Origin of the sequence: Streptomyces sp. NPDC005195 (assembly GCF_040608315.1) — a bacterium.
GTDB classification, from domain to species: domain Bacteria; phylum Actinomycetota; class Actinomycetes; order Streptomycetales; family Streptomycetaceae; genus Streptomyces; species Streptomyces kaempferi.
On record NZ_JBEXHZ010000005.1, the window covers coordinates 19534 to 34702 of the forward strand.

Sequence of the window (15169 nt, forward strand, 5' to 3'; positions counted from 1 at the left end):
ACCGTGCGCCTCAGCGCCCCGGCTCCTCGCACCCGCCCGTGTGCGGCACGACGACCACGAGACGCGCGACCGGAGGACGACGAGATGACCGTGACCCTGGCGGACGTGGCGGCACGGGCGCAGGTCTCGCCCGCGACCGTGTCCCGGGTGCTGAACGGGAACTATCCCGTCGCGGCGTCCACGCGCGAGCGGGTGCTGCGCGCGGTGGACGACCTGGACTACGTACTGAACGGACCCGCCAGTTCACTGGCCGCCGCCACCTCCGACCTGGTCGGGATCCTGGTCAACGACATCGCCGACCCGTTCTTCGGGATCATGGCGGCCGCGATCCAGTCGGAGATCGGGGGGCCCGGGGGGCGTGCGGGCGGCGAGCGGCTCGGGGTGGTGTGCAACACCGGTGGCGTCGCGGAGCGCGAGCTGACGTACCTCACGCTGCTTCAGCGGCAGCGCGCCGCGGCGGTCGTGCTGACCGGGGGCGCCGTCGAGGACGCGCCGCACGCGGCGGCGGTCGCGGCGAAGCTGCGCAAGCTCGGCGAGGCGGGGACGCAGGTGGTCCTGTGCGGACGGCCGCCCGCGCCGGACGCCCCCGAGGCGATCGCGCTCACCTTCGACAACCGGGGTGGCGGGCAGCGGCTCACCGAGCATCTGATCGGACTCGGGCATCGGCGGATGGGGTACATCGCCGGGCCCGAGGAGCGGACCACGACCCGGCACCGGCTGGAGGGGCACCGGGCCGCGCTCGCCGCGCACGGGATCGAGGACGATCCGCGGTGGACCGTGCACGGACGCTACGACCGTCGCTCCGGGTACGAGGCGACGGTCGAGCTCCTGCGCAGGGAGCCGGGTCTGACGGCTGTCGTCGCCGCGAACGACACCGTCGCGCTCGGCGCGTGTGCGGCGTTGCGGGACGCGGGGTTGCGTATCCCGGACGATGTGTCGGTCGCCGGGTTCGACGATCTGCCGTTCAGTGTCGACGTGGTGCCCGCGCTGACGACGGTGCGGTTGCCGTTGTCGGAGGCGGGGGCGCGGGCGGGGCGGGTCGCGATGGGCCGTGAAGAGGCTCCGCCCGGGGGGATCACCACGGTGCGGGGGGAGTTGATGGTGCGGGGGTCCACCGGGGTGCCCAAGGGTTGAGGCGCCCCGTCCTCCTGCCGGGCGCCGCCCACCGTCCAAACGGTTCCTCGCCCCCGCCGCCCCTACCCGACCCATCCCGTACCTGGGGCTCCGCCCCCAGGCCCCCTCCAAGGGGCTGCGCCCCCTGGACCCCCGCATCGCCCAAGGGGCTCGTCCTCAAACGCCGGACAGGCTGGAGATGCGGGCCCGCGCCGGGAGAACAGCAGCGGCTCGCATGCCCGACCCGCCCACCACCGACAGCCAACCGCCCCCGCCAAGGGCACCGGCAGCCGCTCACACGTGCGGTCGGCGCCCCCGCTCCTGGTGCGGGAAGGACTGGTCGGCACCGGGAAGTATCGGCTTCGGCAGCGTCGCCACCTCCTCCTTCGCCTTCTCCAACTGCTCCGCCGTGTCGTCCGGCAGCCGCGGCGCACGCGGACGGGAGTGGGAGAAACGGAACGCGGACGTGAGGTCACCGAACGCCGACCGGCGCCAGTCGCTGACGTTGGGCTCCTCGACCCCCGTGAACCGCTCCAGGAACTGCAGCGCCGACGTGTGGTCGAACGACTCCGTCGCCACCCAGCCCCCCACCGTCCACGGCGAGACGATGATCGCGGGCACCCGGAAACCACCCCCGATCGGCAGCCCCTGCACGAACTCGTCGGTCGTCCCCGCCGCCGGCGTGGGCGGCGGTACGTGGTCGAACAGGCCGTCGTTCTCGTCGTAGTTGAGGATGAACGCCGTCTTCCGCCACACCTTCGGGTTCGACGCGATCGCCTCGATCTTCGAGGCGACGAAATCCGCGCCCGCCGCGGGCAGATAGTCCGGGTGCTCCGACTGGTAGCTGGTCGGCATGATCCACGACACCGCCGGCAGCCGGTCGTTGCGGGCGTCGTCCTCGAAGGTCCCCTCCGGCTGCGGCCGCACCCCCCGCTCGTACAGGTCGGATCCGGGCTGCGCGGCGCGGAAGTTCGCGAACTGCTCCAGCATGTTGCAGCCGTAGTCGTCGTCCTGCTGGTACACCTTCCAGCTGACCCCGGCCGCCTGCAGCCGCTCGGCGTACGTGGTCCACCGGTACGGCGTCGGCGCCTTGTTGACGAGGACCGGGCCGCCCCGCGTCCCGCCCGGGTCGATCGTCCCCGTCATCCAGTAGAGCCGGTTGGGCCAGGTGGGCCCGAACACCGAGCAGAAGTAGTTGTCGCAGATGGTGAACGTCTCGGCGAGCGCGAACTGGAACGGGATGTCCTCGCGCGTGTAGTACCCCATCACGTACGGACCGTTCGCCCCGTCCGCCTTGCGGTGCGCCGGCAGCCACCGGTCCATCCTGCCGCCGTTCCACGCCTCGTGCTGCACCGCCCACGCGTGGCTCGTGGAGGGGATGGCCTGGGCGCTGGACGTGTGGGTGTCGAGGTGGAAGGGGAGCAGGTACCCCTTGGGGTTCACGGCGTCGGGCTGGTAGAAGACCGACCGGCCGGTGTCGAGCTTCAGCGCGTGGGGGTCGGCGAAACCCCGGACGCCCGACAGCGTGCCGAAGTAGTGGTCGAAGGACCGGTTCTCCTGCATCAGCATGACGACGTGCTCGATGTCGCGGAGCGATCCGCGCCGGGGCGGTCCGGCCGCGACGGCCTTCTGGACGCTCGGCGGGAGGAGGGAGAGTGCCGCGGCGCCGCCCAGCGCGCCGGCGGCCGAGCCAAGGAGTCTGCGACGTGTCAACTCGGTCATGGATGCCCCTTCTTGAGACTTCGTCAGCTCTCCGGAGTCGAACCACGGGGACGCGCCGGGGCGCCCCCGCCGTTTCACTCTCCTAGGGGTTCTCGAGGGTTGGCAGAGGCGCGCGGTGAACTTGTGGACAACGCGCGGAAAGGGGTTGGCCAAGCCATGACCCGGGTCACCGGATGGTCGCCCGGCCGTTGCCGGAGCTTGGCCGCCTTCACGTGGGCTCCACGACCGCCGGGCACGCCCGCCCCGTGGACTCCGCCTCGTCCACCCCCGTACGCTCGACGCGTACCTCTGACTGAGTCAACTGCCCCCGCAAGGGCCCCGGCACAGCCCCCGCCACCGCGCCCCGTCCCTCCGCACCGACCGCCCAGAGCCGACATCAGAGCCGACATCCGGGGTTGACCATGACCGTCCAGGACATCCGCTCCTTCAACCGCTTCTACACGAACGTCATCGGCGCACTCGACTACGGCCGCCACCTCTACGCCCCGTACAGCCTCACCGAGTCACGCGTGCTGTACGAGCTCGCCCACTCCCCGCACACCGACGCCGCCGACCTTCGTGGCGAACTGTCGCTGGACTCGGGGTACTTGAGCCGGATCCTGGGCAAGTTCGAGCAGGACGGACTGATAGAACGGACCCCCTCGGAGCGTGACCCGCGCCGCCGCCGGATCACGCTCACGCAGCGCGGCCGGGAGACCGCGGCCGTCCTGGACGAACGCTCGCGGGAGTCCGTCGGGGCCCTGCTGGCGACCGTCCCGGCCGACGACCGCCCCCGCCTCGCCGAGGCGATGCGCACGGTGCGCACGCTCCTGTCCTCCGGCCGCCCCGCCCCGAGCGCGCACGGTCACCGCGAGGACGTCGTGCTGCGTGAGCCCGTCCCCGGCGACCTCGGCTGGATCGTGCAGCGCAACGCCGCGCTGTACGCCGCCGAATACGGCTGGAACACCGACTACGAGGGCCTGGTCGCCCGCATCGTCGCGGACTTCGCCGAGGACCACGATCCGCACCTGGAGCGGGTCTGGATCGCCGAGCTGGCCGGACGGCCGGTGGGAGGCGTGATGTGCGTACGGGACGACGCCCCGGGAACGGCCCGGCTGCGTCTGCTCCTCGTCGAGCCGGACGCCCGCGGCCTCGGCATCGGCGACCGGCTGGTCGAGGCGGTCGTCGGTTTCGCACGGGACGGGGGCTACCGGGACCTCGTCCTGTGGACCAACGACGTCCTGACCGCGGCCCGCCACGTCTACCGGCGCCACGGTTTCTCCCTCGTGGCCGAGAAACCGCACCGTTCCTTCGGTGTGGATCTCGTCGGCCAGGACTGGCGGCTCGGTCTGCACGTCTCCCGCGGATGATCCGCGGTGCCGGGTAGGGTCCCGGTCCATGAAGCTGGCCTTCTCCACCCTCGGCGTGCCCTCGCTCCCCGTCCCCGACGTCGTACGACTCGCCGCCACGCACGGCTATCACGGCGTGGAGCTGCGCGCGCACCCCGAGGAGCCGGTGCACCCCGGGCTCGGGCCGGCCGAGCGGGCCGAGGTGGCCGCCGCGTTCGAGGCGGGCGGTGTCGAGATCATGGGTCTGGCCGGGTACACGCGGGTGGCGGCGCCCGGCGACGACGCCCCCGTCGTCGCCGAGATCCGCGGACTCCTCGACCTGGCGCGGGACCTGTCGGCCCCCTTCGTCCGTGTCTTCCCGGGCGCGATTTCCGGACAGAGCGTCGAGGAGGCCGACGCGACGGCGGCGCGACGGCTCGGCACGGCCGCGGAGTACGCCGCCGACGTGGGCGTACGCATCCTGCTGGAGACCCACGACTCGCACCGCACCGGCGCGGACGCGATGCGGATCCTGGGCCTGGTCGGCCACCACCACGTGGGCGCGCTGTGGGACGTCATGCACACCTGGCTCGGCGGCGAGGAGCCGCCGTCGACGTACGCGGCCCTGTGCACGTATCTCGGCTATGTGCAGGTCAAGGACATCGCCTCCGCCGAGGACACCGCCCCGCTCCCGCTGGGTGCCGGTGTTCTGCCGCTCGCGGAGTGTGTGGAGCTGCTCTCCCGGGAGGGCTGGGACGGCTGGCTGTGCTGGGAGTACGAGAAGCGGTGGTACGAGGCCGCCGCGCCGCTTCCGGAACTGCTGGGTCCGGGCCGCGACCACCTCGGGCGTCTGCTGAACGCGTCCGCGTAGGCCCAGGCCGCGCCCCCTCCGGACCCGGCACCGGCCGCCCCGTGCGGACCGGAGCACGAGGGCGCGGGAACAACTGAGTGGCACAGGCACGGGGTCAGTGGTTAGCTCCGCCGGTGACCGAGCACCGTCCCGCCCGGATCCGGGCCACCCCGTGGGCCTGACGCGCATCTTGATCGACGTCCGGCCGCTGCGGACCTCCCCCGTCTTCCGTCGGCTGCTGATCGGCCGGACGGCCTCCGTGCTCGGCAGCATGATGACGATGATCGCCGTCATGTACCAGGTCTGGCAGTCCACGCACAGCACGGTGTGGACCGGTGCGGTCGGCCTGGCGCAGGCGCTGCCGCTGATCGCGTTCGGGCTGTTCGCCGGTTCGCTGGTGGACCGCGGCGACCGGCGGCGGCTGTACCTGGCCTCCACGGCGGGCGAGGCGGTCTGTTCCGCGCTGCTGGCGGTGCAGGCCCTCGCCGGACACCCGCCGGTGCCGGTGGTGCTCGCCCTGGTCGCGGCGCAGTCCGCCGTCGGCGCGGTCGGCGGTCCGGCGGCGGCCACGTTCGTACCGCGACTGCTGGCCAAGGACCAGGTGGCGGCCGGGCTGGCCCTCAACCGGATCTCCTTCCAGGCGATGCTGCTGGCGGGCCCGGCGCTCGGGGGTCTCGTCCTGGGCTGGGGAGGCGTGAGCGTCTGCTACCTGGTGGACGCGGTCAGCTTCGGCTTCTCCTTCTACGCCGCGTTCGGACTGCCGCCGCTGCCGCCCGAGGGCGAGCAGTCGCGGGCCGGGCTGCGCGGTGTGCTGGACGGGCTGGCGTTCCTGGCGGTCCACCGGGTGGTGCGCGGCGCCCTGCTCACCGACCTGGCCGTGACCGTGCTGTCGATGCCGATGAGCCTGTTCCCGCTGATCAACGCCGAACGGTTCGGCGGCGACCCGCGCACGCTCGGCCTCTTCCTGTCGGCGCTCGCGATCGGCGGCGTCGGCGCCTCGGCCCTGTCGGGTTCCCTCACCCGGCTCTCCCACCCGGGTCCGGTGATGCTGTGCGGCGCCGCCGCCTGGGGCATCGCCCTCGCCCTCTTCGGTCTGACGACGAACCCATGGACCGGTCTCGGGCTGCTGGTGCTGGCGGGTGCCGCCGACACCGTGTCCGTCATCTCCCGCAGCACCATCGTCCAGACGCGCACACCGGACGCGCTGCTCGGCCGGGTCACCGCGGCCGAACAGATCGTCGGCCAGGCGGGCCCCAACCTGGGGAGCCTGCGCGGGGGCCTGGTGGCCGGCTGGACCTCCGGTACGACCTCCCTGGTCAGCGGCGGGCTGCTCTGTGTGCTCGCGGTCGTGGCCGTCGGCGCGAGTACGGCCGAGCTGCGGGACGCGAAGGACACCGACTCCGGGCCGACCGGTGCTCCGGCCGCCGAGCCCCCCGTTGAACCGGCCAACGGCTGAGCACCCGGCACCGCACCCCACCGCGACACCCGCACCCGCGCCCGCACCCGCACCCGCACCCGCACCCGCACCCGCGAACCACCCCCACCCATTCCGCGCCACCACCTGGGGCGATCGCCTTACCCCCCACCCACCCCCGGCAAACCGGCTATCGTGGGCGGCATGTCGGCCCCGGAACTGATCCGTATCGTCTCCCGCGACTCCCCCATGGCCTTGGCCCAAGTGGAGCGCGTACGCGCCGAGTTGAGCGCGCTCCACCCTGAGATCCGCACCGAGGTCGTCCCGGTCAAGACGACCGGCGACAAGTGGATGGGCGACCTGTCCAAGGTCGAGGGCAAGGGCGCGTTCACCAAGGAGGTCGACGCGGCGCTGCTGGCGGGCGAGGCCGATCTCGCGGTGCACTGTGTGAAGGACATCCCCGCGGACCGCCCGCTGCCCGCGGGAACGATGTTCGCCGCCTTCCTGGCCCGGGACGACATCCGCGACGCGCTGATCCACCCCGCCGGGCTCACCCTCGACGAGCTGCCGCAAGGTACCCGGATCGGCACCTCCTCCGTGCGGCGCGTCGCACAGCTCGCCGCCTCGCACCCGCACCTGGAGTGTGTGCCGTTCCGGGGCAACGCCAACCGCAGGCTGGAGAAGCTGGCGGCGGGTGAGGCGGACGCGCTGCTGCTCGCGGTGTCCGGGCTCGAACGCATCGGCCGCGCGGACGTGATCAGCGAGATCCTGTCGCCCGAGACGATGATGCCGCCGATCGGCGCGGGCATCCTCGCCCTCCAGTGCCGCGAGGGCGACACGGACGTGATCGAGACGGTCAGCGACCTCGGCGACCCGGACACACACCGCGAGGCCACCGCGGAGCGCATGTTCCTGCATGTCCTGCAGGGCCACTGCAACTCACCGATCGCGGGCTACGCGAAGGTCGACCGCGGTGGCGAACTGTCGCTGCGCGCCTGCGTGTTCACTCCGGACGGCAAGACGGTCCTGCACGCGCACGAGTGGGCGGGCCGTCTCGACGCCGCGACCCTCGGCACGTCGGTCGCCGTCGCCCTGCTGCGCCAGGGAGCCCGCGAACTGATCGACGGCATCCCGCACTGACGGGCGGTCCCGCCCCGGGAGGGAGTTCCCCGGGGCGGGACCGGCTCTCCCGTCCCGGAAGGCCGGGAACTCATGCCGGCTCCCCGATCCGGTCCCGCGTCGGTCCGTCCGGCGGACGGACCGACGCGGGGACCGTCCGCGAGGATGCCGACGAGGTCAGGGCCACCCCTCCCACCAGCAGCGCCGCCGCTCCCCAGCGCAGTGGGCCGATCGGCTCGCCCAGGAACAGGGCCGCCGACGACATGCCGAAGACCGGGACCAGGAGGGAGAAGGGCGCGACCGTGGACGCGGGGTGGCGGTGCAGCAGCCAGCCCCACGCCCCGAAGCCGAGGACGGTCGTGATCCAGGCGACGTAGACCACGATTCCGGCGCCCCGCCAGTCGAGGTCCCGCAGCGCGTCGAGGTCTCGGGCCGGGCCCTCCGTCAGCAGCGAGAGGCCCAGCAGCGGCAGTACGGGGACGGTGCTCACCCACACCATGAAGTTGAGGGAGTCGGGCGGGGACGCCTTGCGGGTGAGGACGTTGGACACGCCCCAGCAGGCGGCCGCCGCGATCACCAGCGCGAAGGCGCCGAGCGGGCCGCCGGCACCCTCGTCCACCGCGGCCAGGCCCACGCCGCACAGCGCCACCGCCATACCCGCGAGCCGGACGCCGGTGGGCCGTTCACCCAGGACGACATGGGCGATGAGCGCCGTGAAGACCGCCTGGATCTGAAGGACGAGGGACGACAGGCCGGCCGGCATCCCGGCGTCCATGCCGATGAAGAGCAGTCCGAACTTGGCGACGCCCAGGACCAGTCCCACCGCCACGATCCACTTCCACGCGACCTTGGGCCGCCCCACGAAGAACACCGCGGGCAGCGCGGCCACCAGGAAGCGCAGTGCCGAGAAGAGGAGGGGCGGGAAGTGGCCGAGGCCGATCTCGACGACGGTGAAATTCACGCCCCAGACGGCGGCGACGAGGACGGCGAGACAGAGGTGGGCAGGTCGCATGGGTCGAGGATCACGCCCGTGAACCGTTAAGCACCAGCGAATCCTGCTGCATGGTTGGATGAAGCATTCCTGTTGAAAGGGGCGGGTCGTGCTCGATCTCCAGCGGCTGCGCGCCCTGCACGCCGTCTCCGTGCACGGCACGGTCGGTGCCGCCGCGGCCGCGCTCGGGTACACGCCCTCCGCCGTGTCCCAGCAGATCGCCAAGTTGGAGCGGGAGACCAGGACCGTACTGCTCGAACGGCGTGGACGCGGTGTGCGGCTCACCGAGCAGGCCCTTCAACTGGTCTCCACGGCACAGCAGTTGATGGCCATCGTGGAGCGGGCCGAGACCGAACTCGAGGAGCGGCGCGGGGTGCCCGCGGGCCGGCTGGACCTCGCCGCGTTCGCCAGTGCGGCACGCGGGCTGCTGCCCGCCGTACTGGCCGATCTGGCCGTCCGGCATCCGGCCCTCGACACCCGGCTCACCGAGGTCGACCCGCATCTCTCCGTGGACCTGGTCGCCAAGGGCGCCGTCGACGTGGCCGTCGCGCACGACTGGGACATCGCGCGGCTCCCCGCCCCGCCGGGGGTGGAGCGGGCGGTGATCGGGGACGACCTCTGCGACCTCCTCGTGCCCGCCGGGCATCCCCTCGCCGGGCGGGTGTCGGTGCGGCGGGAGGAGCTGGCCGGCGAGCGATGGATCTGCCAGCCGCCCGGACGGGTGTGCCACGACTGGCTGGTGCGGACCCTGCGTGCGGCGGGCTGCGAGCCGCACATCGTCCACCAGGCGGACGAGAACCCGACCCTCGTCGCCCTGGTCGCGGCCGGGCTCGGGGTCGCGCTCATCCCCCGGCTCGGGCGGGGCGCGCTTCCCGACGGGGTGGTGGAGGTGCCGCTCGACCCGATGCCCGTACGGCGGCTGTACGCGTTGTGGCGCACCGGCGCGGCGCGGCGTCCGGCCATCGCGGAGACGGTCCGTACGCTCCGGTCCCACTGGGCCTCGGCGTCCCGGCACGACGCCCCGTGAACAGCGCCTCGGCGCCTCACCGGACCCGCCCGGCACTCCCGTACCGACTTCGCCGATCAGCCGGAATCGGGGAACCCGGACCGGCACCGGCTCGTCCAATCCGCACGCTGCCGCACGAGTCTCCGCAGTGCGGTGTCGGCCTCGCTGCTGGCTGCGATCGCTGACCACCCTTCCGCCGCCTGCGGCCGGCAGCCCGCCGTCACCGGCGCGCCCCCCTCCAACTGCGCCGGTGACGGCCCCTGTCCGGCTACTGTGCACACTCTTGACTGGAAGAAACTTCCAGGATATTCGTGGCTCCTCGGAAGTTTCCTTCACGAGGGAAGGAGCGCTCGTGCGCGACTCCAGCACGGGAAGCACCGCACAACCGTCCAGACGTACGGTTCTCGCCGCCACCGCCGGAAGCACCGCCGCCCTCGCCCTGGGCACGGTTCCCGCCCGAGCCGCCGGGGGCCACCATGACGAGACGTCACTCCGCGCCCTGATCTCCCGTATGACGCTGGAGGAGAAGGTCGGCCAGCTCTTCGTGATGCGGGTGTACGGCCACTCGGCCACCGCCCCCGACCAGGCCGACATCGACGCCAACCTCGCGGAACTCGGCGTCAGAACGGCCGCCGAGCTGATCGCCCGCTACCGCGTCGGCGGCATCATCTACTTCACCTGGGCCCACAACACCCGCGACCCGCACCAGATCGCGGCTCTGTCCAACGGCATCCAGCAGGTCTCCCTGGCCCAGCCGCGCGGCCTGCCCGTGCTGATCTCCACCGACCAGGAACACGGCATAGTGGCCAGGGTCGGCAAGCCCGCGACGCTCTTCCCCGGCGCGATGGCGCTGGGCGCGGGCCGCTCGCGGGAGGACGCCCGCACGGTGGGACGGCTCGGCGGGACCGAACTGCGCGCGCTCGGCATCCGGCAGGACTACTCCCCGGTCGCCGACGTGAACGTCAACCCGGCCAACCCGGTCATCGGCGTGCGCTCCTTCGGCGCCGACCCGGACGCGGTGGCCCGGATGGTGACGGCCGAGGTGGAGGGATACCGCGGCGCGGGCGTGGCCGCCACGTCCAAGCACTTCCCGGGGCACGGCGACACGGCCGTGGACAGCCATTTCGGCTTCCCGGTCATCACGCACAGCCGTGAGCTGTGGTCGGACCTCGACGCCGTGCCCTTCCGGGCCGCGATCCGGGCCGGCATCGACTCGATCATGACCGCCCACATCATGGTCCCGGCGCTCGACCCGGCCGGCGACCCGGCCACGCTCTCCCGTCCGATCCTCACCGGCATCCTGCGCGGGGAACTCGGTTACGACGGTGTCGTGGTGACGGACGCGCTCGGCATGGAGGGCGTGCGGACGAAGTACGGCGACGACCGCGTCCCCGTGCTGGCCCTCAAGGCCGGCGTCGACCAGCTCCTCAACCCGCCGTCCATCGACGTCGCCTGGCACGCCGTGCTCGACGCGGTGCGCGGCGGCGAGCTGACCGAGGCCCGCCTCGACGAGTCGCTCCTGCGCGTCCTGCGCCTCAAGGCGAGACTCGGGCTGCTGGAGAACCCGTACGTCAGCGACGGCGGGGTCGACCGCGCGGTCGGCACCGCGGCCCACCTCAGGGCGGCCGACCGGATCGCCGAACGCACGACGACCCTGCTGGTCAACCAGCGGGGGCTGCTGCCGCTCTCCCGCCGTACGCACAGGAACGTGCTCGTCGTGGGCGCGGACCCCGCCTCGCCCTCGGGCACCGACGGCCCGCCCACCACCGTCCTCGCGACCGCCCTGACCGCGCTGGGATTCACGGCGACGGCGCTGTCCACGGGGACGGTGCCCACCGGGGCGGCCATCGACAGCGCGGTCGCGGCCGCCGCGGGAATGGACGCCGTGGTCGTCGGGACGTACAACGTCACGGCGGCGAGTTCCCAGCGGACGCTCGTCGACCGGCTCGCCGCCACCGGCGTGCCGGTCGTCGTGATCGCCATCCGCAATCCGTACGACGTGGCTCACCTTCCCTCTGCCGACGCCCACTTGGCCGCGTACTCCTGGACGGACGTCGAACTGCGGGCCGCCGCACGGGTGATCGCCGGCCGGGTGAAACCGCGGGGCAGGCTCCCGGTCGCCGTCCAGCGGGCGGACGACCCTGCTCAGGTGCTGTATCCGATCGGATACGGATTGACGTACTAGCCCTACGTCGCACACCGGACACACCATCCCCGACATACGCAAACCACCCGGGATGTCTGGCGTGTGCCCGCCTCGGCGGGTCACGCTGGGCAGGGGTATCGGGGGGAAGACATGCGAGCCAGCACGGTGGGTCGGCGTTGCGTCGGGGTGCTGTGCGCGCTGCTGCCGGTCATGGCCGCGCTCGCCGGCTGCGGCCACTGGGCGGACTCCGAGGGCGCCGGACCCCGCGCGGTGGCGACGTCGGCCGGACCCTCCGGCTACGGCGCGGTGTTCCTCGCGGTGGACGAGTGCAGTTCCTTCGGGACGACCAGTTTCACCGAGGTGTCCTGCACCAGCGAACGGGCCGCCGCCCGTGTGGTCGCCCGCTACGACGGCAGGGTCACCGACGGCCCGCCGTGCCCGCCGACCACCGACTTCGTCCTGCACATCAGCGAGACCCGGGCCGCCGCGGACGGGAACGGCGACAGCGCGGTCCCGCAGGGCTACGCCTGCATGCGCAAGCTGGAGGCCCCGCACCCCGGCGACCCGGGAGGCGGCGGAGGCCCCCGCACGATCGTCGGCGACTGCGTCTACAGCGCGGGCAGCGGTCAGGTCCGCGAGACGGCCTGCGACGGCAAGGGCAGGAAGCCCCCGGAGTACCGGGTGACCTCGGCGGTCACCGAGCGCTCCGCATGCCCGCCCGCCACGGCCCTCTACGTCCAGTTGGGCGGCGGCAGACCGGTGGGCTGCGCCCGCCCGGTGTGAGCGGCGGGCGGGCGCAGCCGTGCCTCACGGGCGCAGCGCGGGCTCGCGTTCGATGTCACGCCGGTCGAGCTTCGCGTCGAATCCGGCCAGCGGCCGGGCCGCCGACGGATCGGCCTGGACGGCCGCGGAGGCGACACCGGCCCATCGCAGGATGCGGGCCGTCGCGAGCGCCTTCTCGTCGGGTACGAGACCGGCGACGTTGGCACCGTGGTTGAGGCCGGGAGCCGTGAAGACGTACGCGTCACGGGCGCCCCTGCCGAGGCGGAAGCGCTCCGCGCCCCACGGGTCGTTCTGGCCGTAGACGTACAGCATGTGGTGGGCGTGGTGCGCGACCCAGGTGTCCACGTCGCGCATCGCCGACCGCTGGAACGTCATCGGGATGGAGCGCGGCACGAAGTTCCGCGGCGGCTGGTAGCCGTAGCGGATCAGCCCCTTCTCTATGTACGGGAAGTGGATCGTGGGCGCGCCGAGCTGTGTGCCCGCCTGGTAGTAGTACGGCGTGTACGTCTCCAGGCCCTGGTCGGCGTAGGCCGAGAAACCGGAGATGGTGTCGACGGAGTCCCAGATCGCGTCGTCCGTGGCGTGCGGCGCGTCGGCGGGGATCGTCGCGCAGTCGGCCAGCAGGCTGTACTGCCAGAAGCCCCACACGTAGTCGAGGACGACGGCCTCGTACGCCTTGTCCAGGCTGCCGATCGTGGTGAAGGTGTAGCCGTTGTCGGCGGCGTACTGGGCGTACTTCTTCTCCAGCGGCTTCCGGCGCACCAGCGCCTCGCGCTGCACCGCGTCCAGTTTGTCGCGGCACTCCTTGGTACCGACGTTCCCGAAGAAGCGGTCGTACGCCGAGTCCTCGTCGTTCACCACGTCGTTGGGGGCGACGTAGGCGACCACGCCGTCCATGTCGCGCGGGTAGAAGCGCTCGTAGTACGTGGCGGTCATGCCGCCCTTGGAGCCGCCCGTCGAGATCCACCTCTGACGGTAGATCGGCTTGAGTGCCTCGAAGATGCGGTGCTGGTCACTGGCCGCCTGCCAGATGTCGAGCTTCGACCAGTCGGCCGGCTCGGGGCGGGACGGGGTGAAGAAGCGGTACTCCATCGAGACCTGGTTGCCGTCCACGATCTGGGTCGGCTCGCGGCGGCTCGGGGTCGTGGAGACGTTGTAGCCGCCGGTGTAGAAGACCGTCGGGCGCGCGGTGTCCTTGTGCAGCACCGTGATGCGCTGCTGGAACGTTCCCCTGGACGGGTGCCGGTGGTCGATCGGCTGGGTGTAGCCGAGGACGAAGAAGCGGTAGCCGGTGTACGGCTTCTCCTCGATCAGGCTCATGCCCGGTATCGCGAGGAGACGGTCCTTGATGTCCTGCGTGGTGGTGCCGTTGGTGCCGTTGGTGGCCTCCGGCTGGGCCGCGGTGGCCACCCCGGCCGTGCTCAGCGTGCCTATGAGCACCGTGAGCGCCAGCAGCCATCTGAGCGCCTTGCGCATGCACCCTCCCCTGGAGTTACACAGATGTCCGCCGGAACCTAGCGGAGCAACTGGTCTGACACCAGAGGGACTTGAGGGATCTCTGTGACTTCGCTGTGATTCAGCCGAGAATCGCCGCGACCGCGGCCGGGACCACCCTGTTCAGCACAGGATCCAGCCCGAACTCACGGAGCCCGAGCCGACCGAGCCCCTGATACGGACGCAGCGATGGCCCGCGTGGACGGTGACCGGGCCGGCGTGGTGCGAGAAGCGGCCCGCGTCGGTCACCGGCCGGTTGCCGCGCGCCTGCACGCTGACCGACATCACCCGTTTCTGCGACTGCTGCTTCTTGGGGACCGTCACGGCGCAGACGTAACCGCCGCTCCGGTAGAGCTGCACGGAGCCGGTCGCGAAGGGGATCGTGCGCACTTTGTGTCCCGAGCAGTACGAGGCGGCCTGCGCGCTTCCCGGGCACACCAACGCGAGCAGCCCGGAGGCGGTCAGTACAGCCAGACCGAGCGCCATGCGCCGACGGATCGCACCACTGTCCACAATCGCCCCTCCCCGACCATTGAGCGTACTGGTGTACGGACGCAGAACACATGTCGGACGGTTGCGTGCGCCCGGGGCCGGCCGTGCGTCTCCGCCCTGTGACCCGGACGGGTTTTTTTCCGCTTTCGGGGCAACCGCACCGCTTTAACCGGTGTCCAACTGGTCAGAAAAGCGAAAGGTGGTACCCGATGTCCCACACATCCCGTTCCCAGTCGCCCCGTTCCCGCACGCCCCGGTCCCGCACGTCCCGGTCCCGCGCCGCCGTCGGCGCGTTCGCCGGTGCCGCGGTCCTCGCCGCGGCCGGGGCCTCCGTGCCCGCGTTCGCCGGTTCCCCCGCTCCCCCGCCCGTCCGCGCCGGCGTCAACGGCCCGGCGTACGACCGGGTGGCCGACTTCTACGGCGCCTACGTCGACGCCGTGACCGACCAGGGCGCCGGCCGTCTCGGCCCGCAGCTGCGCTCGTTCTATCTGACCTCGGACCTGCGCACCCGGCTGGCCAGGTGGGAGGGCCGTGAGCACGCGGACGGCGTCCTGCGCGCCCAGGACGTGCCGCGCGCCTGGAAGGTGACGGCGGGCGACAGCGGCGCGGGCCACACCTGGTCGACCGTCCGCCTGACCTGGGGCTCCGCCCAGCACCCGACGTACACCTATCTGACCGTCCAGTCGGACCTCTCGACGAAGAAGATCTCCGACATCCGGCAGAAGGGCTGAG

At 72.3% G+C, this 15169-nt stretch carries 13 protein-coding genes; 9 read left to right on the top strand and 4 right to left on the bottom strand.

The features are described from left to right. Nucleotides 1–84 precede the first annotated feature (84 nt). Nucleotides 85–1134, top strand: coding sequence for a LacI family DNA-binding transcriptional regulator (locus ABZV34_RS07930; protein ID WP_356272395.1), 1050 nt, complete (start codon nt 85–87; stop codon nt 1132–1134). Between the two features lie 273 nt (nt 1135–1407). Here the strand turns inward: ABZV34_RS07930 and ABZV34_RS07935 are convergent, their stop codons facing one another. Next, nucleotides 1408–2835, bottom strand: a complete 1428-nt coding sequence (locus tag ABZV34_RS07935) for an alkaline phosphatase family protein (RefSeq protein ID WP_356272397.1) — start codon at nt 2833–2835, stop codon at nt 1408–1410. Nucleotides 2836–3236: 401 nt separating this feature from the next. Here ABZV34_RS07935 and ABZV34_RS07940 point away from each other — a divergent pair, with 401 nt between their 5' ends. From ABZV34_RS07940 to hemC, 4 genes are all read left to right on the top strand, one after another. Continuing rightward, nucleotides 3237–4184 (top strand): bifunctional helix-turn-helix transcriptional regulator/GNAT family N-acetyltransferase, encoded by a 948-nt coding sequence (locus tag ABZV34_RS07940; RefSeq protein WP_356272399.1) that lies wholly within the window; start codon nt 3237–3239, stop codon nt 4182–4184. A 28-nt stretch (nt 4185–4212) separates the two neighbouring features. After that, nucleotides 4213–5013, top strand: coding sequence for a sugar phosphate isomerase/epimerase family protein (locus ABZV34_RS07945; RefSeq protein ID WP_356272401.1), 801 nt, complete (start codon nt 4213–4215; stop codon nt 5011–5013). 151 nt (nt 5014–5164) lie between these two features. After that, nucleotides 5165–6448, top strand: a complete 1284-nt coding sequence (locus ABZV34_RS07950) for an MFS transporter (RefSeq protein ID WP_356272403.1) — start codon at nt 5165–5167, stop codon at nt 6446–6448. Nucleotides 6449–6610: 162 nt separating this feature from the next. After that, nucleotides 6611–7546 (top strand): hydroxymethylbilane synthase, encoded by a 936-nt coding sequence (gene hemC / locus ABZV34_RS07955; RefSeq protein WP_356272405.1) that lies wholly within the window; start codon nt 6611–6613, stop codon nt 7544–7546. A 70-nt stretch (nt 7547–7616) separates the two neighbouring features. Here the strand turns inward: hemC and ABZV34_RS07960 are convergent, their stop codons facing one another. Beyond that, nucleotides 7617–8537: an EamA family transporter gene (locus ABZV34_RS07960; RefSeq protein WP_356272407.1), complete on the bottom strand. Its 921-nt coding sequence runs from the start codon at nt 8535–8537 to the stop codon at nt 7617–7619. Nucleotides 8538–8625: 88 nt separating this feature from the next. On the opposite strand from ABZV34_RS07960, the gene ABZV34_RS07965 reads away from it, so the two are divergent. The 3 genes from ABZV34_RS07965 to ABZV34_RS07975 all read left to right on the top strand — a co-directional run bounded on the left by ABZV34_RS07965 (nt 8626) and on the right by ABZV34_RS07975 (nt 12451). Further along, a complete protein-coding gene (locus tag ABZV34_RS07965) occupies nt 8626–9543 on the top strand; it encodes a LysR family transcriptional regulator (RefSeq protein ID WP_356272409.1) in 918 nt (305 codons plus the stop codon). A gap of 331 nt (nt 9544–9874) precedes the next feature. Continuing rightward, nucleotides 9875–11707: a glycoside hydrolase family 3 protein gene (locus ABZV34_RS07970; RefSeq protein ID WP_356272411.1), complete on the top strand. Its 1833-nt coding sequence runs from the start codon at nt 9875–9877 to the stop codon at nt 11705–11707. Between the two features lie 111 nt (nt 11708–11818). After that, nucleotides 11819–12451, top strand: coding sequence for a hypothetical protein (locus ABZV34_RS07975; RefSeq protein WP_356272413.1), 633 nt, complete (start codon nt 11819–11821; stop codon nt 12449–12451). Nucleotides 12452–12475: 24 nt separating this feature from the next. On the opposite strand, the gene ABZV34_RS07980 is transcribed toward ABZV34_RS07975, so the two are convergent. Continuing rightward, entirely contained in the window at nt 12476–13927 is a 1452-nt protein-coding gene (locus tag ABZV34_RS07980; RefSeq protein ID WP_356272415.1) for a S28 family serine protease, read from the bottom strand. A gap of 141 nt (nt 13928–14068) precedes the next feature. Continuing rightward, a complete protein-coding gene (locus tag ABZV34_RS07985; protein WP_356272417.1) occupies nt 14069–14458 on the bottom strand; it encodes a hypothetical protein in 390 nt (129 codons plus the stop codon). Between the two features lie 188 nt (nt 14459–14646). Here ABZV34_RS07985 and ABZV34_RS07990 point away from each other — a divergent pair, with 188 nt between their 5' ends. Next, nucleotides 14647–15168, top strand: a complete 522-nt coding sequence (locus ABZV34_RS07990) for a hypothetical protein (protein ID WP_356272418.1) — start codon at nt 14647–14649, stop codon at nt 15166–15168. Nucleotide 15169 lies beyond the last annotated feature (1 nt).